Raw genomic sequence first — 25,118 nt, 5'->3', positions numbered from 1 at the left:
CAAAATTCAGTATCGAACCTTTTTCTTTCAGAAATTATTTTTTTACAAATTTTAATTTCTGACCAGGATAATTTTCTATATGAACGAAGTACATTCCCGGAGAAAGGTTTGAAATATCTATCTCCAAATCGCCGACTGCCCCACTGCCAGGTGAAGCAATTACATTTTTTCCGTCAAGCGAATAAATTCGAATATTTAAATCTTCACCAGCCTCATTTAAACCACTGATGCTTATTACATTGCGGGCAGGATTTGGAAATAAAAGCAAATTCGTATCCATGAAAGATACTCCTACCGAGGTTAAAACGGAAACAATATCGGCCGTTAAGGTGTGCGTAAAAATATTCTCGTTCCAGGCACCACCTTTCGGGCGAAGTGCAGCCATAAAAATATAATCGTTGGCAATGGTTTGAGCCTGTTCAGTCTGAACAGTAATGCTTATGGTATCGCTACCGTGCTGAACAGTTTTACGTCCCTGTGCAATGTAAGTATCCTCCGGAGTGCGAAAGGAAACCACAATATCGCGTTCGGTAAAAACATTGTAAGCCAGCTTCAATTCGAAAACAGTAGTTGTATCGATAAATTCTTCCGGGAACTCAACATATTTTATCCATTCCGTTTCGGGGATAGCATTCGTGCCTTCCTCTTTAAAATTGGGAATTGTTAAGTTTGCGCCGGCCAAAAGAACACGGTTGCCACCTTCCAAAGCACCGCAATCGGGAGCAGATGAGCCTGTAAAACCTTCTAATTCCGTTCCTGTTCCCACCGCCAGCGAGCCATCAAGCAAAGTAAAGTCGCCGTTGGCTGCATCAACAAAATTTTCAGCAGCATCTTCAAAATCAAAAAACTGATTGGTTTCCGGATTGAACTGGTAGCCCCAATTTGCACAGTGTGTGGTGTATTCCTCAAAGTTGGTGGTTTGAATACTGGCCCCTGCCGGACTTGTAGCCCAATCAACTCTGGCTCCGGTACTACTAATTACCTGCCGATTATAGCTCATTTTGTAACCGGGCCCATTCATAAAAATATTATTGGCAAAATGGCCATCTTTCATAAACCCGGTGGTATCGGGCGGCGTTAGCCCCAGTTCTTCCCAGTTATCTATTTCAATGTTCCAAATACCAATATTTTCGTCTACATTCCAGATGGTGTTGTTGTAGTAGTTTACAGGATGATACATGGGATTATAGCGTGGTCCGAGGTACAAAAATTCGCCCACCTTTTCAATTTCATGTGGCCCTTCGTAGCCCTCGTGTTTAATGTTGTAAATCAGGTTATGATGGGCGGTATAATTCTCGGTGTCTTCCATATAAAAAGCTGTGGCCTTAACCCTTAGGTATCCACCATCGGATACGGGAACACCTTGTACATCGTGTATTTTATTGTAGGCAATTTCACTTCCTTTTAAATTTAACGCGCCAATACGCCCGGTGCTGGTTGCTTCAATTGGGCCGGCATCCTCTCCCATTTTCATTGAACCATAAAAATCGCAATCAATAATGTTCACTGTAGTTGGGTCGTTTCCATCAATACGAACCTGAAAACGGCCGGCATCGCCAAAAGTACATTTGTTAATATGGGTATTATCTCCTTTGTTTACATGAATGGCTGAAGTAAAAACACCTACCCAGCCAAAATCTTCAATCACACAGTTTTCGAATTGCGTGTTGGTACACGACCGCAGCGCAAACATATTGCCCCACGAATGTGCTACATAGTTATTTTTGAATGTATTAGCTGAGCTGTTCTCAAGATAAATCCCCTTTTTATCGGTATCGTTTTGCCCGTATCCCAAAGGGGTCCAGAAAGGATAAAGATAGCGTATGGAACAATCGCAGATGCTGGCTCCGGAAGTATTTTGCATGTCTACATTTCCGGCGATAAAATTGATACCTTTTACGGTAACACCCGATGTATTATTGAGTACCAACACCCTTTCGCGCACCTGAATTTCAATGCGTGTTGAATCCATATTTTGCCCTTCGTGTGGCAGATAATATAGTTTGTTATTATCGGCAAACCATTCGCCCGGAACATCTATTAAATTTTTATGCAGAACAAAACCCCAACCAAATTTATGCTGGGTATTGCTAATTGCCGCTTCGTTTTTCCATGCCCCGTTGTTAATCGCCGTAAAAGTTAGGGTATTGCCCGATGAAGCCGAAACTGTTCCGTACACATAATTGCGCATTTTTCCCGTCATGCCCCGGAAAATTCCTCCGTTTAAGTCTACATCAGGAATAGTTGTTCCCTCGAAAGTAGCGTATCCGCTGGCACCAGCTCCGGCATCTTTATACACATTACTAAGCAAGGCATAACCACTCTCCGGGTTCATGGGCTCCATCATATCGCCGGTAACATTGTTTGGGTGGCGTGCCATCAGCTGGCTTTCGCCATTGGCAAAAAGCTGGGTGTAATCGGTTTCAATGTCAAGTCCTGAGATATCGGCTTCCATTATACCATCAGCCATGTTGAGAGCTTCAGTCCAATCGGTTACAACTTCTGCTCCGGTAACCAAAACATAGTCAGTATTGTAGTTCTGAAAAGTTAAATTGTTCTTATTTACCGTAATATTTTCGCGATAAATTCCTTCGTGAATAACAATGCTATCGCCTTCACTGGCCTGATTTATTGCTTCATTAATGGAATAAATCTTATCCGTATCGGTGGCAATAGTCTGAGACCTCCATGGAATTTCAGTGGAATAAACATGAATGGTTTCGGCCCCACTCACCAAACTCCCCAATACAAAAATCAAACAATAAACAATTCTATTCATATTCATCTCTTTTCTGTTCTCGGTACGTATCCATTCGTTCCATGGCTTTCCCTTCGTAAAAACGGTCTAACATCCACAGCGGACGCTCCAAACCTTTTTCCCATTCAAACAAGCGTTTATACATTTCTTTCACACGCTCTGGCTGCTCATAGGCCAGGTTAACTCTTTCGCTTTGGTCTGTTGCAATATTGTACAATTCAGCCGGACGGTCGGGAAAACGCAACAGTTTATAATCGCCTTTACGGATTACGCCGCGGTTTTCTTTTTTCCAGAATAGCATTTCGTGTGGCCTATTTTTGTTAGCTCCTGTAATGTAGGGCATCAGGTTAACGCCATCAATGTTCTGAATAGTATCGGATTGACCACCAGCCAGCTCAACAAAAGTTGGCAAAAAGTCGAGGGTACTAACCGGGTACTCAAAGCCACTTCCGCGGGCAATAACACCTGGCAAACGCATTATACAGGGGATACGAATTCCGCCTTCCAAGTGATTGGCTTTTGTTCCGCTTAATGGATAATTAGATGCTCCGTTTGAATCGGTAGGCCCGCCATTATCGTTGGCAAAAACAACCAGGGTATTTTCATCTAATCCCAATTCTTTTAACTTATCCAACACCTGCCCACATGCGCGGTCCAGGGCAATTGTCATGGCTGCCAGAGTTTTGCGTTTTCCTGTTAAACCTAATCCCTCTACCTGAGCCAAATCTTCCTTTTTTGCCTGCATTGGTGTATGCACTGCATTAAACGAGAGATACAGAAAAAACGGCTGCTCTTTATTCCTGCTGATAAAATCACAGGCCTCGTTGGCAAGACTTTCCGTCAGGTAGCCTTCGTGCTCTTTAAAATTTGCAAATCCACGTTCCAATCTGTCTTCTGGTTTCTTAACTTTTTCCTCCTCCGATAATTCCCAAAAACTACGCGCACCACCACGAAAACCATAAAATTCGTCGAATCCTCGTTTTAAGGGATGGTACCGGTCGTTGCCGCCCAAGTGCCACTTACCAATAATAGCTGAGGTGTAGCCCAATTTTTTAAGGTGATCGGCAATCGTTGGCAAATGAGTTGGTAATCCCATTTCGTCGCCCAATAATCCTGAAGACTGGCTCATATATCCGGGAACGTTATTTTCCTCAATACCAAAACGTTGCTGATACTGCCCGGTTAACAATCCGGCACGCGAGGGGCCACAAACGGCTGCCGTTACGTAGGCCTGGCTGAAAACCACTCCTTCTGTTGCCAACTTATCAAGGTTGGGTGTTTTAAACGTTTTACTTCCCTGAAAGCCAAAATCTCCGTATCCGGCATCGTCGGAGAACAAAAGCACGATGTTTGGTTTTTGTTGATTTTGAGCATGCCCTGTAACCACAATGAAACAAAAGACAACAATCAATATTAGGCTTGTTCTGTACATTCTCACTTATTTATATTTTCTTTCTGAATACGTTCAAGTTGTTTTTTGCTCAATCCCTGGCGATAAAATTCAGCCGGTGTATGTTGTACACGATGTTCTTTCATTTCAGGGTCGTGCAAATCAAGGCTTAAATCACAATCGAAGCGCACCAGTACCGAATGAAAGGTATTCCAGTTGTTGTTATAGTTGATGAAATGTGCCATGCCCCAGGTTATTCCACGTCCATCTTTTGTATTCGTAAAAGCATCAGGTACATAAGGTGCTGCCGCGTATGGCATTAATTCAGTAATCGATGCAATTTCAAAATTCACCCAGTCGTCGGCATACTGAATAGTGTTGTGCTCCGGTCCATCTTTGTATACCAGTGCGGCAACCCCGCCTCTAAACGGAAACAAGCAAGTTTCGTGGCCCGAAGTGATAAGCGGATTTAAGGGATGCTTTTTAAAAGGCCCCAGCGGATTATCGGCAATTGCCAGTCCCTGCATACGTACCAAATGTGGTTTTTCGCCAATGTCTGATTTGTAATAAATATAAATTTTGCCATCGTGCACCAGGGGATACGGGTCGTGAATGGAATACTGATCCCACTCGCCTTCTGCCCCATTGGGTATTACAATTTTATTGTAGGGTGTCCATGGCCCATCGGGCGAATCGGCCCACGAAACTGCCACAGGGCAATCGTCGCCACGCTTACCGCTTGCTTCCATAAACCCCTGATAGTAAAGATAATATTTACCTTCCCACTCTAAAATATCAGTTGTAGTAACAGCACGCCAGCCAACAATTGGTTTTTCGGGGCGCTTAATGGCAACGCCCTGCTCTTCCCAGGTAAAACCATCTTCCGAGGTGGCATACCAAATCTCTGCCAAATCCCAATCTGATGAAGGTATTTCATCGGTACATTTTTCGGCCCCCTGCGGTGGAGTAGGTGTATTTCGGTAAGTGTACCAAAGGTAATATTTGCCATTGTGATAAAGGATTTTAGAGGGGTCGCGGCGCGAGATTGTTCCGTCGTGGCCATTGTAATCGAATCCTTTCAGCTCGGTGTATTTAAACTGGCTAAACAGTTCATTGTTGTGTGGCTGAGGCGCCTCATAATCGGTATAAATACGCTCCATGGCCGCACTCATTTCACGGTTTGGCTTTTCTTTTGGAAGTACGAATGGAAAACCACCCTGTTCTTGTGGGGTTTCGGCACTTGCAGTTTCCTTTTGCTGCGGCTGACAAGAAAAAAGTACGGCGGCCAGTAAAATAATTAATGTTAGTATTTTCATGTTCTTTATTTTGCTCGCAAAGTCGCTAAGACGCAAAGTTTTAAATTCTTCTTTGCGTCTCTGCGGCTTGCGAGAGGTTTTATTTCATTTGAAGAACTACTGCCTGGCCTTCAAAACCATTGGCTTTTGCCGTAATTTTAACTGTTCCGGCTTCTTTTGTAGATTGAATAATGGCCAAACACCGACCTTTGTAGGTTTCGATATTATTCGATTGAAACTCCTGGTGTTTATGGTGATTTGCACAATCAACACCCAATAATTTTGCAGGTCCTTCAAGTTCAAACTCAACAGTGGTGTTTTCGGTTAATACTGCATTGCCGTTTTTATCAACTAACTGAACCACCAGGTGCGCCACATCGTAGGCATCGGCGATTAGGGATGATTTGTCAGAAGAAAGTTCCATTTTTACCGGCTCTGATGCAGTTACCAGTGCTGTTTTTGTTTTTTCGCTGCCCAGTACTGCACGGGCTTCCAGTTTTCCGGCTTCGAAAGGAACTACCCAGCGCATTAATCGGTCGGGACTTTCACTCATACTGCGGAATCCCAATGATTTTCCGTTTAGTAATAATTCAACTGTAGAATAGTTCGAGCAAACTTCAACCAGCAAGGTATCGCCAACTTTGTAATTCCAATGCATTTCCGAATCGCGCCACCGAAACGATTTCTCACTATCGGCCAAGGCAAATCCCGACATTTTATCTACGCCAAAACCTGAACCTTCCAGCGGCAAGGTACCAATTGAAAGATGCGGATCATCTACCCAAATACTTTTAAAGTAGTTCCAGCCCTGCACTTTAAATCCGGCTAAATCAAGCATGTCACCCCACGGACGACGCCCCGGCCAGCGTTCGTGACTTTCGCCCAGGTAATCAATACCAGTCCACATAAATATGCTGAACACGCCCGGGTACTCCAGCACTTGTATCCAATCGTCCCAGGTTCCGGGACATTCGTTGATAGTAGTTTGTTTGTTGGGAAAATAGTATTTCGACCAGGGAAAAATGTTATTGCGGTAACTGTAACCGGCAATATCAACTGCATCGGCATAACCACTAACGTGGCTCACCTGCGGAATAATGTGATTGGCAGTAGTTGGGCGACTGGTATCCAATTCGCGTATCCAGTCGGCTATGCATTGCGATGTTTCTCCAAGCACATATTCTTCCTTGTCCATTGATTCGTAGCGTTCGCGCATTTCATCAGCGCTAAACATTGGTCGGTCTCCCCAGAAATTACCTGATGATTTGGTTGGATCTTCAGGATCTGTCCAAAAACCAGTTACATAACGATAGCTTAAGTAAGTCCACTCAATTTCGTTACCAATACTCCACTGAACAACTGATGGATGGTTGCGATCGCGTAAAACGGTGCGTTCCAAATCACTTTTGGCCCACTCCTGGAAATGCTCGGTATAACCTCGAGAGAGGTAATCGTCGTGTCGTTCGTGTAAATTCAGACGTTTGTCTTTTGGGTAATCCAGCTCGTCAAAAATTTCGTTCTGTACCAAAAATCCCATTTCATCGCAAAGATCGAGAAACTCTTCCGACACAGGATTATGAGAGCCCCGAATAGCATTTACACCTCCATCTTTTAAGGCTTGTAACCTGCGTCGCCAAACGCCTTCAGGAACAGCTGCCCCCACCAAACCGGCATCGTGGTGCAAACAAACGCCTTTCATAAATGTCGACTTCCCGTTCAGGGAAAAGCCTTTGTTGGCGACAAACTCGATACTGCGGATTCCGAAGGGAGTGATATACTCATCGACCACCTCTCCCTTTTTCGAGATGGTAGTTATGGCTTTGTACATATTTGGATTTTCGCAATCCCATAAATTAGGTTTAGTCACTGAAAAATTCTGAGTGAATTCTTCCTCTGAGTTCTTGCCAAGTTTCAATTCATCGATTTGTTTTGCAACAACATTTCCATTGTTATCAACCAGTTTAGTTTCGAGGGTAAAATTGCTGTTTCCGGTTTGGTTTTTAACCTTAATTTTAAGCTGTACTTTAGCCTCATTTTCGTCTACCTCTGGTGTGGTAATAAACGTACCCCAGATTGGAATATGAAGTTTATCAACAGTAACCAATTTAACATTTCGGTAGATTCCACTTCCAGTGTACCATCTACTGTCGGCATAGCGCGAATGATCGACATGAACAGTTAAAACATTATCAGAACCATCGGTTTTTAAATGTGGCGTTAAATCCCAGTTGACAGGTGAATAACCATAAGGATTCTCGCCAAGCAGTTTCCCGTTAAGCCAAAAAGTTGCATTGTTGTATACGCCATCGAATTTTACAAAAACGCTTTTCTCTTTTGGCGACGCAGGTGTTTTAAAATGTTTTTGGTAAATCCCCACTCCACCCGGTAAATAACCGGTACAGCCTTCCCATTCGTCAGAAAAAGGAAATTCAACACTCCAATCGTGTGGTAACCTCACATCGCGCCAATTACTGTCATCCAACGGAAGCTGGCTGGGTAAATCGGTACTTTCAACAAGTGTAAATTTCCAGTTAAAATTAAAATCGGTTTCACGTTGAATCGTTTGGGCATTTAACGTTGAAATGCCAAATAGAATTAATAGTAGAAATGTTACAGTTTTCATGTTTACGTTTTTGCTTGCGGACGCGCGAAGTCCCGGCGAATTGACCCGGCGAGAGCGTCTTGACAAGAGTTATTATTCTCCCAAATATTTTATGTAAGTGTAATACACTCCATATTTTTCTTTTCCTTCAATAAAATCGTTTACCAACAAGGTTTTTCCAGGCATAAGCTTCACCTTAAAACTAACGGCTTCTTCGTCGCCCTTGATCTCTTTTTCAAACATTTGGTTGGCAATTGAAATCCGCACTTTTTGCGGTTTAATGGTTTGGTAAGTATAGGCGTTTTTCGGATTGTTTGCAGGTATCCCCCATACGGCCCCCGGGCACTCTTTTGGCCAGCGGCAACAGCGAATTTCGTAATTCCCGGCACGTTCAACCTCAAGGGCATGTGTATTGTTACTATTCTTTATTCCTTCTGCCACCTGTTCAGGTTTCCAAATTCCGGAGCCTTCACCAATGGCATGCTGAATGGTTAAAGTAATTTCGTTTTGAACCTTGCTACCCACTACGTTGGCAGGCAACTCGCTGTATTCGGGATTCGCTTTTGTAATTTTTAAAAAACGCTCGTTGTCGTTAAGTAAGCTGCTAACAAGGTCAGGATGTTGTGCTGCAATGTTATTCAACTGTAATCGGTCGTTTTCAATATCATACAACTCGCTGCCGTTAACCAGTCGCCAGTTTTCTTTCAGAATACAGGTTTGTTTTACATCGTGCGGTTGCCGCCAGTCCTGCCGATGGTGTATAAATACTGATCGCTCTTCAAGCGTGGCGTTTTTTGTGGTTAGCAGCAATGAAAAATCAATGCCATCTAAAGGCATATTATCCGGAATTTTAATGCCACATAAAGCTGCCAAAGTGGGAATTAAATCAACATGGGCAGCAAGCTCATTAACATCGCGGCATCCTTCAACTTTACCGTTTGGCCAACGGATTAAAAAGGGCACCCGGTGTCCACCTTCCAGTTTACTGTGTTTGTTTCCCCGAAAACCGTGGTTGTGCCCCATTCCTTTTTCATAATTAAACCCGTACTGGGTTCCGTTGTCGGTCATAAAAATAAGGATGGTGTTATCAGCAAGATTATTCTCATTTAAGTACTTATCGAGTTTCCCAAAATTTTCATCGATGTTGGCAATCATTCCGAGGTAATTGGCATTTTCTATTTTATCGCCTTCCAGTGCTTTATAAGGTTCGGCATATTTTTCGGCAACAATTAATGGCGAATGCGGTGCATTGGTTGGCAGATAGATAAAAAAAGGTTCGTCCTTGTTCTCTTCAATAAATTTTATTGCCTCCGAAAACCAAACATCGGTACAGTAGCCTTCGAATTGTGTGGGCAAATTATTTACAAAATAGGTGTCGTTGAAATAGGTGTTTCCCCAATAGTCCGACAGCTCGCCAACACCCCCTGCTTTATGGTGGATGGCTACATCGAATCCACAATCGGTAGGACGAACCGGATAATTATCGCCAAGGTGCCATTTCCCAAAAATCCCGGTTTTATAGCCGTTTTGACGAAATACATCAGCCATAGTCGGAGCATTTTTTGATAATGCATCGCGGCCTTTAAAGGTAGCCCAGGCGCCATTATTTATTGGGTAGCGTCCGGTCATTATGGCTCCACGCGTTGGTGTGCACAAAGGGCTTACATGAAAATCGGTCATATGAACAGCTTCGTCGTAAAACTTGTCGAGATGGGGTGTTTTCAGGTATGGATTTCCATGACGCCCCAAATCTCCAATGCCCTGATCGTCGGTTAGTACCAGGATGACATTGGGTTTTGACGGAGTTTTTTTACCACCGGCAAAACTGTGGGTTGCAATAAATAATGCAATGGTTATAATTACAATATTTTTCATTTCAAAGTATCTTTTCTTTCTAACACTATGGGTATCGCACATTTTCCCAGTCGCATAAACCACTGATTAACTCGAACTTATTCTTTTACCTGATATTTTCCCCTCAAGCTCGCCAACTCTTCTTTCATTTCAGCAATTTTATTCTGTGCGCCTGACTCGCTGTAAATATTTGTCATTTCTGATGGGTCATTTTTTAAATCAAAAAACTCCCATTCTTCGCCGTTCGGCACATCTTCTCCATAAAAACGAATCAACTTATATTCTTTGTTGGCTACACCTTCGTGCCGACGCACAGCATGTGCACCCGGGTATTCGTAATAGTGGTAATAAAGCGATTGACGCCAATCGGCAGGTGTTTCGCCTTTCAGCAGTGGCACAATGCTTTTCCCTTGCATATCCTCAGGAATTGGCGCTCCGGCAATATCAAGGAAAGTTTCGGCAAAATCGATGTTTTGCACCAGGTCATTGTTTACACTTCCCGGCTGAACGGTTCCGGGCCATTTAACCAGCAAGGGTGTACGGAACGACTCTTCATACATCATTCGTTTATCGAACCAACCATGCTCGCCCATGTAAAACCCTTGGTCCGATGAGTAGCAAACAATCGTGTTTTCATCCAAATCAAGGTCTTTTAGCGCTTGCATAATTTCGCCAATACTTTCGTCAACACTCCAAATGCAGCGCAGGTAATCTTTCATGTAGGTCTGGTATTTCCATTTTATAAGTTCATTACCTTCCGGTTTGTTATCAGCCATCCACTCGTAACGGCTTTTAAACCTGGGATCGTTGGCATACATTTCGCCTTCCGCCTTCAAATCTCTGTTTAGATTCATGCTGTTTGCAATATCCAGTTCCTGTTCTTTTACTGCGGTACCTTTTGTAGCATAATCATCAAATAAATTATTCGGTTCCGGAATTTCAACATCCTCGTATTTCTGCATGTGCTGGGTTGCCGGGTCCCAGTTTCGGTGCGGCGCTTTATGGTGCACCATCAGCATAAAAGGTTTTTGCCCCGACCAGCCGTTTTTTAACCAGTTTAAGGCACGTTCGGTAATAACTTCGGTAACATAACGGCCTTTATAATTGGTTTGTCCCTCTTCGGTAATAAACTCAGGATTGTAGTATTTTCCCTGCCCCGGCAGCACTTCCCAATAGTCGAACCCCTGCATAGATCCATCCAGGTGGATTTTTCCGATCATGGCCGTTTCGTAACCATTCTGCTGAAGAATTTTCTGAAACTGCTGTTGATCGTGATTAAAAGGGTGGCGTTTGGTATTGGTATATTTGCCATTCATGTGGCTCATTTTTCCGGTAAGCAAAGCCGCACGACTGGGTGCACAAATCGAGTTTTCCACATAACATTTATTGAAACGCTTACCTTCGGCAGCCAGCATATCGAGGTTTGGTGTTGGGTTTAAACCTTGCAAGCGTCCGCCATAAGCTCCTATGGTTTGGTACGAATGGTCATCAGAAAAAATCCAGATAATATTTGGCTTGCTCACCGTTGGTGTGCATGAATTGAAAAAAAGTATTGCCAGAAATATTATCGAAAAGTATTTCATAAGGCTTGTGCTTTATCGTCTTTTGATTTAATTAATTTCAAACCAAAAGTATAAAACAAGCCTGTGCAAAATGGGTGGTGAAATATGCAAAGTACAGGTGGTAAACCATAACAAAGGATGCAAATCTTAATTTTTACAGTGAATAATAATTGCATCCCTGTATAAATTGAATAAAATGGATATGAATTTCTGCATTCTAAACAATGCGAACAAAGAAATAACCGGCGTATCAGCAGAACACCTTTTTTCGGAATTTCCTGCTGATTTTATTCATTCAGTTTATCTAAATTAATTTTTAATGCTGCCCCGCTGTGGCGATCATTTTCGCGCATTAATGCATTAAAAAGGTATTCCGGATGACCGTTTTTCCACAACACCTGCACTCTTTCGTAACGACATTTTTCGCACACATCAAAATAATAATCGCCTTTGTGATGGCCGCGTTGGTATTCTCCCCAGTTCAGCCCATCTTCTGATGCAAGGTACAAACCGCTGTACCAGTCGTAATTTCCCATATCGCGAATCAGGCAATGAAATTTTCCCCGGTAATAAAAAAAGTAAGGATCTTCGGTTTGTCCGCCACGTTCAGGAAAATCGATGATCGGATTTCCTTTATATTTTTCGTAAGGTCCTTCGATGTTTTTTGCCATGGCAACCCCGGTTTTTCGGCGGTCGTCGTTTCGCCTGTCCCAACAACGGTAGTAAATCCAGTACTCGCCATTGGGGTGTTTCATAAACGAAGGATTTACGGTGCAATAACCATCCCAGGCCATGCTATCGGGCGACACATCGACAATTGGTGTATCAAAACGCTTCCATGGGCCGTAGGGCGATTTGGCAATGGCCATTCCCACACGTTGGGTATTAGCCGCTTTGGCCCGGTCGCGCCAATTCTCCTGGCGAGTGGTATCGTTACCAATGTAAAGCATCACGTACAAACCATCAACCCGCTGAATATGTGGATTATGAATGGTGTGCTTGTCCCAATTGTCCTCGCGGCCATCGAGTACAACACCCAGTTTCTTATACGGCCCCTCGGGATGGTCGGCCACGGCATGTGCAATTTTACTGTGGGTTAGCCAGTGTTCGTTTTTTGCCCAGGTGGAATAATAAACGTGTACTTTGCCCTCATCGTCGTAAATGGGTGCGCACCCCCAGATTATACTGTCTTTACTTTCCAGAATAATTTTTCCACTATCGGCCAGGCATCTGGTAAGCCATGAATCTTCGGGCATTGATTTTTGTTGGGCTGAAGCAATTGTAAAACTGAGCAGTAAAAAAGTAATTAATATGAATTTCATTGGTACATGGTGTTTTATGATGCAAAATTAATGGAACACAATATAATGGGAAGGGGAATTTTAAAAAGGAAAAGAAGGGGCAATTATTCATTTTTTGCGGTTTGAAAATTTATTTTGAAGAGCACATTATAAAAGCAAAAATGCAAAAAAAGGGCCGCTGCCTAACCGGCAGCAGCCCTCTAACTAAACTAACTAATTTAACTAACCAAACTTTGTACTAAAACTATTTTATATTCGGATTATACTGTGATTCAGTAGAAGGAACCGGAGCTCTCCAGCGGTTCTGGTCATTTGGATCTCCAATTAACGATGCCTCACTTCCGTCACGCGAACTCAATGCTTCAGCAAGGCTTTCGGTACGAATCAGGTCAAGCCAGCGGTTTCCGCCAAATTCGGCAACAAATTCCCAGGCGCGTTCGTCAATAATTGCCTGAATTAAGTCTGATTCTCCAGCTTGCGGATAGTCTACTGCCGGTTCCGGGTTTTTCCAGAATTCTACCGGAAGGTTAGCCTGAATATCGCCCATTTTTTCATATCCTCCACCGTATGCTCTGCGGCGCACATAATTTAAAGCCTCCACAGCACTTGGGTTTGCACCTGGTTTGTTCTGACGTGCACAAGCTTCGGCATACATCAGCAATACTTCGGCATAACGCATCAGCGGCATATCGTTTGATGAGTTCATTACGTGTTCAAAGCCTAAAAATGTTTCGGGTGCAGGATCACTGCCAGCAAGTCCCGACCATTTTTTAAAATCTGAGGCATTTATTGTTCCGAACTGGAATTTCAGCATTGACGGGTGATCCGGATACGACTGGCCTTCAGCATAGGGCCATGCAGTCCACCCAGCGTAACGCCATTTTTGATCCCATGCAAACGAGTAGTTTTTTCGGTATCCTTCAGGAAATTCTGCGTGAAAATGATTTTCAACAAACATATCCATCCAGTCTCTCCAGAAACGGCCATAGCTTCTTGATTGTGTGGTAACAGGCCACACATCAACTTTATTGTGGTGGGCAAAAATTGATTCTTTATTTCCTTTCCACGAAACGTTTTCGCGCGCATTGGCATTGGTAAAAGGCGTTCCTTTCCAATCATCGGGCACCTTATTTCCCCAGTTTTGTGCATAATCATCAAGTAAAGAATAAGCCCCCATATCAATAATCTGGCGGGTATAACTTTCTACCTTATCCCAGTGATTTTCGTAGGTTGGCCATCCGGACAACAACATATAAGCTTTTGCCAGATAGGCTCTTGCAGCTGTTTTTGATGCACGCCCATTAATTTCTTGTCCAGCAACACCTGCCGGCGTATCACGAGCCGTATTATTTGCCCATTGTTCAACATATTTAAAGTCGCTGATAGCTTGTTCCATTACTTCTTTAAATGGCGTTAAACCAATTTCGTAATCAGGAGTTGTTGCCAATACCAAAGGTACATCGCCAAAAATATTTGCCAGTTCGAAATACAACAAGCCCCTGATAAAGCGGGCATCGGCATGATAAGGTGCAATTTCTTCTTCGCTTGCCCCATCTGGGTTTGCATTTTCCAGGAAGTTGTTACATTCATAAATCACCTGGTAGTATCCGTTCCAAATATTTATCGTACGCAGGTTTCCGCCTGAAAGATTAAGTTGGTCGCCTTCAAGAAAAACCCATTTATTACTTTCGTTACGCGTTGCCAGGTCGTCGGCTCCGGTGTAGGCAGCCAAAACATCTACCCCCCAGGCCACACGGTGCCAGGTTCCGTAAATACCGGTAATACCAGCATCAAGTGCAGCAATATCGTTATAAAACGCTGTAGCCGATACAGCCCCCATCGATCCCTCATCAAGATCACAGGCCGGTAGTGACATCATAAAAAGAATGCCAACCGCCAAAACTATCTTATTAAATAATTTATATGTCTTCATTTCAATATTTCTTAAGCTATTAATTTTTAAAAGTTAACTTTTAAACCAAATGTCCAGGTTCTTGCCAATGGATAACTGTAGGCATCAATACCTGAAACGGCATCGCTACCTTGCGTTGTTGCCGACATTTCAGGGTCGAGACCCGAATAATTGGTAATTGTTAATACGTTATTTACACTCGCATAAATTCTGAATTTTGCCAAACTCAACGATTTTGCAATCTGGTCGGGCAAAGTATAACCCAGTGTAATATTGCTGATTTTAAAGAAAGATGCATCCTCGATGTACTGACTTGTAACGTGGGTTTTGTAGTACTCGGTACCGGTAGGCAGCTTTTGTTGGGATGATCCGGTATTTGTTGGCGACCATCTGTTTAGGTAATCCGGATTCAGGAAACGAACTTCCGAGTCGTCCATACGCTGGCGATTATAATTGAAAACATCGTTACCATGTGAGCCATGCCCCTGAATAGTAAGATCTAAGCTTTTATAATATAAATCGGTACCAATACCGTAGGTAAAATCGGGTAAGGCATTACCTATTATCATACGGTCTGTTGCATCAATTTTTCCGGTGTTTCCGTCTGCATCGGGCAAATCGGTATATTTAGGCTCACCAGGTTTGCTGTTATAAACGGCCGCCTGATCTTCCTCGCCCGTTTGCCACAAACCTTCGTTTTGAAGCCCCCAGAATGAACCTAAGGATTCTCCTTCGCGAACAACAAATTTATTATCGATACCCCAAATGCTGAAAGCATCTTCGCCGGCAATAAAAATCTGCTCGTCGCCGCCCAGATCCATTACTTCGTTGCGGTTAACCGATATATTGGCAAAAGCATTCCACTGGAAATCATCTTTGTTGACGATATGATAATCAGCACTAAATTCGAAACCAGTGTTTTTAATTTCTGCAAAGTTCCCGGTTAACGACTGTTTTCCGGTATAACGAGGTATAGATTTCTGCAAAATAACATCTTTTGAAGTTTTCGAGTACCAATCGGCAACCATCGATAATTTTCCACCAAGAATACTGAAATCAACGCCAATATTACTTTGCACGGTTGTTTCCCACTGAATATTTGGATCGGTAAGTGCACCCGAGATAATTCCCTGCGATACAGTAGTTCCGTTAAATGGATAATACAAGAACTTACTTGTTGTAAAATCGAGTGTTGGCTGTGTAGCATAGGCACCAATTGCCCGGTTACCGGTTTGTCCCCATCCTGCTCTTAGTTTCAGGTCGTAAATCCATTCGGTATCTTTAATAAAATCCTCTTCCATTAGTCTCCAGGCAAATGCTGCCGATGGGAAATATCCCCAGCGGTTATCTTCGTTAAATACCGAAGCACCATCAGCACGCATGGTAGCTGTTAACAAATATTTTCCTTTATAATCGTAGTTAACACGCCCCATGTACGATTGCATTTTGGTTTCGCGAAAAGTTGAAACGGCTCTGCTTACCTCCCCGTTTGATAATAGATACCATTCGTTGCCTAATGTTGACAAATCACCAATGGTTATTGAACTACTTTGCGAACGCGAGTAGCTGTATTCGTATGCTGCAGAAGCTGTTAAGGTATGGTCGCCAAATGAGTTTTTATAGGTTAGCATGTCGGTAGTCATTAACGAATGTCCACGGCTGTAGCCCTGGCTTGCTGTCATAGCGTCTCTTGTGTTTTCAACTGGTTCGTACTCCTGACGGTTTCCTGAGAAACCTGAGCGGTACATACCTGACCCCGAAACAAGAAGGGTTAAATGCGGTGTTAATTTAGCCGTAAAGTCAATGGTAGAAGTAATCTTCTCGTTCAGATTTTCGCCATTTGCCGTTGTCTCAATTCGCTGAATTGGGTTGGTTGATGCTGCTCCGTAAATTCCATAACTTGGCTGGGTATTCGGATCGATATACTCGCCGTTCTCGTCTTTGCTGTCCCATAAAATAGGATAACCGAAAGCATCGCTGATTGCACGGTAGGTTTGCCCGTTGTGCATGTTGCTCGAGTGCGTGGCATAGGTGTTAAACTTCATGTCTAACCAGTCAAATATTTTGGCATCGATATTAGAACGTACCGAGTATAATTTCCGGTATGACTCCAAAATTACACCTTGCTCATCAACATATCCGGCCGAGAATAAGTAACCAAGTTTTTCGTTTCCACCAGTTATATTTAACGAATAATTCTGAACCACGCCAGTTCGGGTAACGTCATTCAACCAATCGGTACCTTTGCCGTTATCAAATTCAGCAATTTCTGCATCGGTAAACGACAGGTTTTGGCTGCCTCTCTCCACATCGTATTCGTTACGCAGGCGGGCTAATTCGCCAGGAGTTAGCGTTTCGTAGGGTTGCACGGTACTGGTTACCCCAACATTTGCATCAAATGTAACCTGCATTTTTCCTTTTGCCGGTGATTTGGTGGTAATAAGCACAACACCGTTGGCACCACGCGATCCATAAATTGCAGTAGCCGAAGCATCTTTAAGAATATCGATACTGGCAACGTCCTGAGGATTTACTGTGGTAATATCGGCACCAATAAAACCATCGATAACGTAAAGAGGTTCGTTGTTGTAATTAATAGAACCGCCGCCACGCACACGCAGTTTCATTTTCTGCCCCGGTGCACCCGATTGTTGCTGAACGGTAACACCGGCAAGTTTTCCCTGCATCCCCTTATCAATAGAAACAATAGGAGCAGCTGTTAATTTATCAGCTCCGATTGAAGCAACCGAACCGGTTATGTCGCGTTTTTTTACGGTACCGTAGCCAATTGCCACCACCTCTTCCAAACCAATAACATCGGTTGCCAGTGTTACATCAATGTTTTGTTGGCCATTTACTGCAACTTCTTGCGAGGTAAAACCAACAAATGTAAATACAAGGGTAGCATCTGAACCGGCATTTAATTTATAAACACCATCAATATCAGTAACAGTTCCTTGCGATGTTCCTTTTACAACCACAGTAACACCGGGCAGTGTTTCGCCACCATCCTGGGTTACTTTACCGGTAATCGGAATTTGTTGAGCAAAAACAGAAGTGCTCAAAAACAGAGCAATAAAGGCAAGAATTACCTTTGAACTCCATAGTCCTTTGACTTTTTTCTTCATAGTTTGATAATTTTTAAAATGATTAGATAGTTGTATTTCAATGAAATACAAATAGGATTGAAATTGTTTGATTTAGTTTTTCTAAAATAAAATAGATTTACTGTTATTTAGTTGCTGAAAACAATACTGCGGTTTGCAGATAATAAAGAGCATAGAAAGCCCGGAAGTCTGATGCAACAATGATAATCTCATTGCAATTAAATAGCTTCATAAGTTCGTTTTAGTTTGTTAATTCAACGGCAATAATAATTAAAAAGGAAAGGCTTCAACGAGTAAAATTGTACAAAATAACGCCAAGAACAATTTACCCCCCTAATTGTATACAAAACACACCCTATCGCCACAATCAGCTCATATTCATACCTTTACGAAATTTGTATTTTATATTTTAACGCTCATAAAGTAAAAATGTACCGCCCATAAATGGCAGCACTTTTTTACCGTAAACCGGCACTAGATTATCTCTCGTTAGCTCCTTTTACAATTATTGCAGGACCAAAAAATTGTGTCTTATTGCTAATTCTCGCAGATAATTTTGAGACTGTTCGTACTACAAAAAATGGTAAGTGATGGGAGTAAAAGAAAGAAGTCGAATCATGCCTATAAAAAAATTAAACTCGCCTGTTTCGGTAACAAACGAGTTTAAATTCTTATTGTGGTTTTTAGGTCTTATTCCCGGTAATCAGGATTATTGGGGATTAGCCCCAGGCTGCCCAAAAAATCCATACACGATGCTTTTACATTATAATCGCGCTTTTCGAGCCTACGAACTTCCTGAATGGTTTCAACAAATGGCGCTTTGTCTTTTACATACAGCAAATTGTTTACCGCCATTAATGCCAGTTGCATGTTGTTGGAAAGGCAAAATTCCTGCAACTTATCTTTAGCCTCGGCAGCTGCAAATTCTTCCCAACAAATGGCCGAAGCGGTAAGCGCCACCGGCGGATAATTATCAGCCATGCTGGCCATAATGTTGGTTTTGAATGAATCCAGCACTTCTTTTGGTTGACTGCGCAGCCCCAAAGCTGCCCAGTAACGTACTATTTTATTTTTGTGATTAAGCAAGGCCACTTGCTTGGCGGCCCATTCTTCTCCACGGAATCCACAAAGGGCGGCCGCATTGTAAATTTCGTTTACCGGAAAATCCTTTGAGTTTTGCCTAAACTCAAAAGCAGTTGTGGTTTCTGATAAGGCCGCAATTTCATATTCGGGCAACAACATCACATCTTTTGTTTTTAGCATTTCATCTTCAAGTAATGAGCGCATTTTCTCCAACTGCCCGGCATAGGCTTCATCATTTACCAGATTTTTGGTTTCCCATAAATCATTATCAATATCGTAAAGCACTTCTGCCTGGCGGGGGGCAAATAAGCTGCTTTGCAAATCATTCAGCTTTCCTTCGGCCAAATCGGTTCGCATTTGTTGTTTTATGGCACCAATCTCCATGTAACGGATGTAGCGAAGCTCAGGAATAAAAGGCATAAAATTTCGCGAATAAACAAAACGACCATCGGTTACCGTTCTAATCATATCAATACCATTATCGGAGCGATCTGAAGAAAGAACTAGGTGATCAACAGCCTTTTTTCTTTTATTTCCAAGGTAGGGTCTTCCGTCCATGTAATCCGGTATTTTTTCACCCACAAGGCTTAGCAGTGTTGGCGCCAAATCCGAAAAGTCAATCAGCTCATCAGACACCACACCGCCGGTACCCCATGGCGATAAATGTTTATACATTTCGGGAAACCAGATTACAAAAGGCACGCGGTAACCATAGTTTATGCCGTTGGTTTTTCCGCGGGGCATTCCTTCTCCATGGTCGGCATAAAAAAAGATAATGGTACTATCGGTAAGACCATCTTTATCAAGTCGTTCCAACAATTCACCAATCCGGTTATCTGTTAGTTTTATCGAATTATAAACGCGCGCGAATTGTTTGCGCATTGCTTTACTGTCGCGGTAAATGGGTGGCATTTCAAATTCGTCCTCCCTTATTCTGTCGGCAGATTTTAATTTGTCCCAAACATTTTTCAGGTAATAATCGTACGACATTGACATAGTTCGTGACTGATGACAATCGGCATAATTAAATACAGCAAAGAAGGGTTGCCCCTTTTTACGATTCCACCAGCCGGCATTGTTCGAGCTTTCATTCCATGCCTCTTTAATATACTCCTGTTCGTTTTTTACGTTGTAATCGGTTTTAGCATTATTTGTTGTATAGTATCCTTGTTTTTGCAGGTAATACGGATAGCCTTTCATAAAGTCCGGAACGGGATACTTACTGCGGTGATTTCCGGTTCCTGTATGGTAGGTTTTTACTCCGGTAATGATAGCGGTTCTGCTTGGCGAACATACCGTACCTGTTGAAAAAGCATTGGTGAAACGTACGCCCTCTTCGGCCAGTTTATCAATTACGGGAGTTCGGGCATCGGTGTTTCCATAGCAGCCAATAAACTGTGGCGATGTATCTTCAATGGTTATCCACAAAATATTGGGTTTATTTTTATTTTTTGCAGCTTGCACGCTAGTGAAAACTATCAGTAAAATTGCAAAGAAAAATACTTGCAGAACTATATTCTTAATACTTCTCATTTTGGGTTATTTGTTGGTTTTTAATTCTTTAATCATCCCAGTGAGCATCTATCACCTCCTGGATGTGTGGAAAATCAGCATCCTCTTCGTTTAACTCGGCTCGTTTTGTTTGAAGCTGCTTTTTCAGGTCTTCAATCACTTCCTGATAAGCAGGATTGCCGTATTCATTTTGCATTTCCTGCGGATCTTTTTTCAGATCGTAAAACTCCCAGGCAACAGGTGTTTCAAATCCGTAACGATTTCCCCAACCTTCAATATTACTTTCTATTCGTGTGTCTTTCCAATACTTTCCGTAAAAGAATATTAGTTTATAGTTTTTGGTTCGAATACCAAAATGAGCCGGATTGGCATGACGATGTGCCATGTGCATCCAGTAGCGATAATAAGTAGATTTTTGCCAGTTTGCAGGTTCCTCCCCGGTTTCGAGTATGGTTTTAAAGCTGTGGCCCTGCATATAATCGGGCACTTTTCCGCCGGCCAATTCGATAATGGTAGGTGCAAAATCGGTATTGTTAATAATAGCATCAGTGCGTTGTCCGCCTTCAATCATTTTCGGATAACGCACAAAAAACGGCATACGCATCGATTCTTCATACATCCAGCGTTTATCAATATAATCGTGCTCGCCCAGATAAAAACCCTGGTCGCCGGTATAAATGATTATCGTATTTTCCATTAATCCTTCCGCTTTTAAATAAGCAAACAAACGTTCCAGGTTATCGTCAACGCCTTTTACACAGCGCAGGTAACGCTTCAGGTATTCCTGGTAGGCCAGGTGTTTGTACTCCGGATCGGGCAGATTGGGGTCAATATCCATGTGCATGCCCATATTTCGAATGGTATTGCGGTGGCCGATTGATGAGCCAATATCATGTATTAGTTCATCATTTTTGCCCCGGGTAGCCACTGAGCCGTTTTTACCATTAAAATACATACTCGCCGGCTCCGGTATGTAGGTATCTTCCAAATAATCTTTGTACCTATCAGCAAACTCAAACATATCGTGCGGCGCCTTGTAATGATGCATTAAAAAAAAGGGTTTGCTTTTATCACGTTTATTTTTGAGCCAATCCAAGGTGATGTCGGTAATACAGTCCGATGAATGTCCCGTCATTTTGGTCGTATTTTCAGGCCACTGTTTACTTCCTTTGTTTCTGAAGGTTGGATTGTGATAATCGCCCTGCCCCGGCAAAACCGAATAGTAATCGAAAGCAGCGGGCTCTTGTTTTAGGTGCCACTTGCCAACCATAGCTGTTTGGTAACCCAGTTTTTTCATTTCCATTGGCAGGTACTGTCGTTCGGGAGCAATTTCGCCATCAAGATCGAGAACTCCGTTGGTTTGCGGATATTGCCCCGTTATAATACTTGCGCGGCTGGGCGTACAAATGGCATTGTTACAAAATGCATTGTCGAAAATCATTCCTTCACCGGCAATTTTATCTAAAGTGGGTGTTGGATTCAATTTTGCCAAACGGCTTCCGTAAATACCAAAAGCCTGCGAGGTATGGTCGTCAGACATGATGTATATAATGTTTGGCCTTTGCTCGTTTTGGGTACTGCACGATACAGTACAAAACAAAACACCAAACAACAACACTATAAATTCAAAATTCTTCATGGTTTTGGTTTAGATGCTATAAATTAATTTTAGTCGTTCCAATGCTTGTCAATTATCGCCTTTATCTCCGGGTAATTTTCATCGGTTTCGTTCAATTCTTCGCGTTGCGTTTTTAATTCTTTTTTTAGCTGAGCAATAATTTCTTTATAACGCGGGTCGTTGTACCGGTTATTTAATTCCTCGGGGTCATTTTTTAAATCGTAAAACTCCCAGGTGTGCGGTGTTTCCTTTTCAATACCGTAATATTGGGTTGCCCAATAATGATTTTTAAACTCCGACTCGGGCAGGTAGTGTTTTCCGTAAAAAAACATCAATTTGTAATCTTTCGTGCGAATACCAAAATGCGCCGGCACGTAGTGATGAATAATGTGCATCCAGTACCGATAGTAAGTTGATGTGCGCCAATCGGTTTCGTCTTCTCCTTGCAGCGTGTTGATGAAACTTTTTCCCTGCATGTATTCCGGTGTTTCTCCTCCGGCCAGTTCAATCATGGTTGGTGCAAAATCAGTATTATTTATCAGCAGGTCAGTCACCTGTCCCCTCTCAATCATTTCAGGATAATGCACAATAAAAGGCATACGCATTGTTTCATCATACATCCAGCGTTTGTCTTGTAAGTCATGTTCTCCCAACATCATTCCCTGGTCGCCGGTGTAAAGTATTACCGTATTTTCCCACAGTCCTTCTTCTTTTAAAAAGGCAAATAGTCTTCCCAGGTTATCGTCAACACCTTTTACACAGCGCAGGTAGGCTTTTAAATACTTCTGATAAGCCTGATGGGTAGCATCCAATCCCTGCAGGGTATCGCCGTTATAATGCTGGTTATAATTTCTGTAGAAATGACGATTAGAAACCGAAGTACCTATATATTCGCGTAGGTTATCGTTTTTACCACGGGTACCTTCCGACCCCCAATTCGGTTGATAATAAAGGCTTGCCGGCTCAGGAATTTCGGTATCAGCCAAAAAATCTTCGTAGCGTGGGGCGTACTCAAAAAAATCGTGGGGAGCTTTGTAATGCTGCATCAAAAAGAAAGGTTTCGATTTGTCGAGGTTTTTTATGTAATCAATAGCCAAATCGGTAATTACATCAGTTGAATGTCCTTCGCTTTTTACTTTATTGTTGGGGTAATCGCCCTTCCCTTTTTCGTGAAATGTAGGATTAAAATACTTGCCCTGACCGGGAAGCACTTTGTAATAATCGAACGCCGTTGGCTCGATGTGCAGGTGCCATTTGCCGATAACGGCAGTGCTGTAACCCAGCTTTTTCAACTCCTTAGGCAGGTATTGTTTTTCTTCCGGAAGTGCAATATCAAGGTCGAGTACGCCATTGGTTTGCGAATACTGGCCTGAAATAATGGAGGCCCGGCTGGGCGTACAAATAGAATTGTTGCAAAAGGCATTTTCAAAACGTATACCTTCGGCTGCCAGCTTATCAATATTTGGCGTAAGCTCGAGCCCCGACAAACGTCCACCGTAGGCTCCAATAGCCTGCGAAGTATGGTCGTCAGACATAATAAAGATGATATTCGGGCTTTTTTTCTTACCGGCTGCAGCCAGTGTAAACAGTATAAAAAAGAGAACAAGAATTTTACTTAAACAGCTCATTTTAAGGTTATTTTTTGGTTTAATTAATTTAAGTGAACTTTTTTTAATTAAATAGTATCTCTAAATCAAGCGGATCATCCATTTCTTTTTGCAAAGCGAGTAAATCGTTAAAAAGCTGTTGCTTTTTTTCAGCAAATTCAGGATTATCTGCAAGGTCGGTCATTTCCAGGGGATCAGTATTTACATCAAACAAGCGCATTACTTTTCCGTGGGGATAAACGATCAGCTTAAAGCCATCTTTACGAATCATGCGCTGCATGTGGTGTTTGTAGCAACCGTAAATAGCGGGGTAAAAACTTTCTTCCCGTTCATTTTTCACAAAGGGCATAAGGCTGTTAAACTCTACATATTCTGGCTTGTCAACACCGGCTAAATCCAATGTTGTAGCCATAATATCCTGCAGGTATACATCCACATCCTTGCGTTTATTTTTAGGTACATCGGGGCCAATTACAATTAAAGGCACACGCATCGAATTTTCATACATATCCTGTTTACCTGCCAATCCGTGTTCGCCGATCGACATCCCGTTGTCGGCCGAATAAAAAATGTAAGTATTGTCCATCTCGCCCGACTCTTCAAGTGCTTTTAATATCCTTGCAATTTGTTGGTCGAGATGCGTAATCAATGCAAAATATTCCTGTTTTTGCACCTGAACGGCATAGTTGGTTCGCGGAAACGGTAACAGCGCAGCATCGCGCAGGCCCGGGCCACAACCAATGCTGTCTTTATACGGATATTCGGGAAGGAAATTCTGAGGTACCGACAGGTTTTCGGGTTGGTACATTTCCACAAATTCTTTTGGCGACTGCCGGGGATCGTGCGGCGCATTAAATGCCAGGTACATAAAAAACGGGGCGTCTTTTGTTTTTGCCTCGTTAATGTACGAAACGGCATCATCGGCCAACACTTCACTCCAGTGTTTCCCACCTTCCCAAAAACCGCCATTGTTTATATCCCAGGGCAGCCATGTGGTATCTTGTTTACTTTGCGGACGATTATAACCGTGCGGCATGCTGTCTTTTGTTCTTTGGCTCCAAAAATCTTTTGGCATTCCCGGACGCACGTGCGTTACGTGTTCAAAAAGTTTATCGGGATGCGTTTTTACATGCCATTTACCGGTCATATACGTTTCATATCCGGCTTTTTGCAGTAGCTGCGACCAAAACTCACCGCGTTCGGCAGCTTCATCCTGATTGCCTTCAAGCTGGTAGGCGCGCCAAACAGAGCGACCGGTATTTAGCATGGCACGACTGGCTGCACAAACGGCACCATTCCATGCCCCCATATTGTAGGTATGGGTAAAGGTTACTCCACCGGCAACCATTTTATCAAGCGTTGGGGTTATTACTTCGCTGTTACCCAATTCTCCAATAGTTGAAAAGGTTTGGTCGTCGGCAAAAAGAAAAATAATGTTTGGTTTTTGAGTTTCTTCGGTGCATGCACTTAGAACTACAAGTAATATGGCTAGCAGATAACTAAATTTCATCATATTT

The 25,118-nt window shown here is 42.7% G+C and carries 13 protein-coding genes; all 13 read right to left on the bottom strand.

The window, feature by feature from the left end; all coding sequences use genetic code 11:
• Positions 1-34: 34 nt before the first annotated feature.
• The 13 genes from QZ574_RS03070 to QZ574_RS03010 all read right to left on the bottom strand — a co-directional run bounded on the left by QZ574_RS03070 (position 35) and on the right by QZ574_RS03010 (position 25,114).
• Complete coding sequence (locus QZ574_RS03070) at positions 35-2,779, bottom strand: T9SS type A sorting domain-containing protein (protein WP_297086657.1); 2,745 nt, start codon at positions 2,777-2,779, stop codon at positions 35-37.
• Entirely contained in the window at positions 2,772-4,190 is a 1,419-nt protein-coding gene (locus QZ574_RS03065; protein ID WP_297086655.1) for a sulfatase, read from the bottom strand. Before QZ574_RS03065 ends, QZ574_RS03070 begins: the two co-directional genes overlap by 8 nt.
• Positions 4,191-4,192: 2 nt before the next feature.
• Positions 4,193-5,464 carry a family 43 glycosylhydrolase gene (locus tag QZ574_RS03060; RefSeq protein ID WP_297086653.1) on the bottom strand — a complete coding sequence of 424 codons (1,272 nt, stop codon included), beginning with the start codon at positions 5,462-5,464 and terminating at the stop codon, positions 4,193-4,195.
• A gap of 79 nt (positions 5,465-5,543) precedes the next feature.
• Positions 5,544-8,066 (bottom strand): glycoside hydrolase family 2 TIM barrel-domain containing protein, encoded by a 2,523-nt coding sequence (locus QZ574_RS03055; RefSeq protein ID WP_297086651.1) that lies wholly within the window; start codon positions 8,064-8,066, stop codon positions 5,544-5,546.
• A 72-nt stretch (positions 8,067-8,138) separates the two neighbouring features.
• Positions 8,139-9,920: an arylsulfatase gene (locus QZ574_RS03050; protein ID WP_297086648.1), complete on the bottom strand. Its 1,782-nt coding sequence runs from the start codon at positions 9,918-9,920 to the stop codon at positions 8,139-8,141.
• 77 nt (positions 9,921-9,997) lie between these two features.
• Complete coding sequence (locus tag QZ574_RS03045) at positions 9,998-11,482, bottom strand: sulfatase (protein ID WP_297086646.1); 1,485 nt, start codon at positions 11,480-11,482, stop codon at positions 9,998-10,000.
• Between the two features lie 266 nt (positions 11,483-11,748).
• A complete protein-coding gene (locus tag QZ574_RS03040) occupies positions 11,749-12,783 on the bottom strand; it encodes a glycoside hydrolase family protein (protein WP_297086644.1) in 1,035 nt (344 codons plus the stop codon).
• Between the two features lie 223 nt (positions 12,784-13,006).
• Positions 13,007-14,695: a RagB/SusD family nutrient uptake outer membrane protein gene (locus QZ574_RS03035; protein WP_297086642.1), complete on the bottom strand. Its 1,689-nt coding sequence runs from the start codon at positions 14,693-14,695 to the stop codon at positions 13,007-13,009.
• Positions 14,696-14,721: 26 nt separating this feature from the next.
• Positions 14,722-17,802 carry a TonB-dependent receptor gene (locus tag QZ574_RS03030; RefSeq protein ID WP_297086640.1) on the bottom strand — a complete coding sequence of 1,027 codons (3,081 nt, stop codon included), beginning with the start codon at positions 17,800-17,802 and terminating at the stop codon, positions 14,722-14,724.
• A 669-nt stretch (positions 17,803-18,471) separates the two neighbouring features.
• Positions 18,472-20,397: a sulfatase gene (locus QZ574_RS03025; RefSeq protein WP_297086637.1), complete on the bottom strand. Its 1,926-nt coding sequence runs from the start codon at positions 20,395-20,397 to the stop codon at positions 18,472-18,474.
• A 28-nt stretch (positions 20,398-20,425) separates the two neighbouring features.
• Positions 20,426-22,015 (bottom strand): sulfatase, encoded by a 1,590-nt coding sequence (locus QZ574_RS03020; protein WP_297086635.1) that lies wholly within the window; start codon positions 22,013-22,015, stop codon positions 20,426-20,428.
• A 29-nt stretch (positions 22,016-22,044) separates the two neighbouring features.
• Positions 22,045-23,622, bottom strand: a complete 1,578-nt coding sequence (locus tag QZ574_RS03015; protein ID WP_297086633.1) for a sulfatase — start codon at positions 23,620-23,622, stop codon at positions 22,045-22,047.
• Between the two features lie 43 nt (positions 23,623-23,665).
• Positions 23,666-25,114, bottom strand: a complete 1,449-nt coding sequence (locus QZ574_RS03010; RefSeq protein ID WP_297086631.1) for a sulfatase-like hydrolase/transferase — start codon at positions 25,112-25,114, stop codon at positions 23,666-23,668.
• Positions 25,115-25,118: the final 4 nt, after the last annotated feature.

The sequence above is a fragment of the uncultured Draconibacterium sp. genome (assembly GCF_913063105.1).
GTDB lineage: Bacteria > Bacteroidota > Bacteroidia > Bacteroidales > Prolixibacteraceae > Draconibacterium.
This window is presented reverse-complemented; position numbering and strand designations above follow the sequence as displayed.

Excerpts from the sequence above, each read along its gene's own strand:
- QZ574_RS03040 (WP_297086644.1), bottom strand. The coding sequence starts at position 12,783 with ATGAAATTCATATTAATTACTTTTTTACTGCTCAGTTTTACAATTGCT.
- QZ574_RS03030 (WP_297086640.1), bottom strand. The coding sequence starts at position 17,802 with ATGAAGAAAAAAGTCAAAGGACTATGGAGTTCAAAGGTAATTCTTGCC.
- QZ574_RS03015 (WP_297086633.1), bottom strand. The coding sequence starts at position 23,622 with ATGAGCTGTTTAAGTAAAATTCTTGTTCTCTTTTTTATACTGTTTACA.
- QZ574_RS03045 (WP_297086646.1), bottom strand. The coding sequence starts at position 11,482 with ATGAAATACTTTTCGATAATATTTCTGGCAATACTTTTTTTCAATTCA.
- QZ574_RS03060 (WP_297086653.1), bottom strand. The coding sequence starts at position 5,464 with ATGAAAATACTAACATTAATTATTTTACTGGCCGCCGTACTTTTTTCT.
- QZ574_RS03020 (WP_297086635.1), bottom strand. The coding sequence starts at position 22,015 with ATGAAGAATTTTGAATTTATAGTGTTGTTGTTTGGTGTTTTGTTTTGT.
- QZ574_RS03070 (WP_297086657.1), bottom strand. The coding sequence starts at position 2,779 with ATGAATAGAATTGTTTATTGTTTGATTTTTGTATTGGGGAGTTTGGTG.
- QZ574_RS03035 (WP_297086642.1), bottom strand. The coding sequence starts at position 14,695 with ATGAAGACATATAAATTATTTAATAAGATAGTTTTGGCGGTTGGCATT.
- QZ574_RS03055 (WP_297086651.1), bottom strand. The coding sequence starts at position 8,066 with ATGAAAACTGTAACATTTCTACTATTAATTCTATTTGGCATTTCAACG.
- QZ574_RS03010 (WP_297086631.1), bottom strand. The coding sequence starts at position 25,114 with ATGATGAAATTTAGTTATCTGCTAGCCATATTACTTGTAGTTCTAAGT.
- QZ574_RS03065 (WP_297086655.1), bottom strand. The coding sequence starts at position 4,190 with ATGTACAGAACAAGCCTAATATTGATTGTTGTCTTTTGTTTCATTGTG.
- QZ574_RS03050 (WP_297086648.1), bottom strand. The coding sequence starts at position 9,920 with ATGAAAAATATTGTAATTATAACCATTGCATTATTTATTGCAACCCAC.
- QZ574_RS03025 (WP_297086637.1), bottom strand. The coding sequence starts at position 20,397 with ATGAGAAGTATTAAGAATATAGTTCTGCAAGTATTTTTCTTTGCAATT.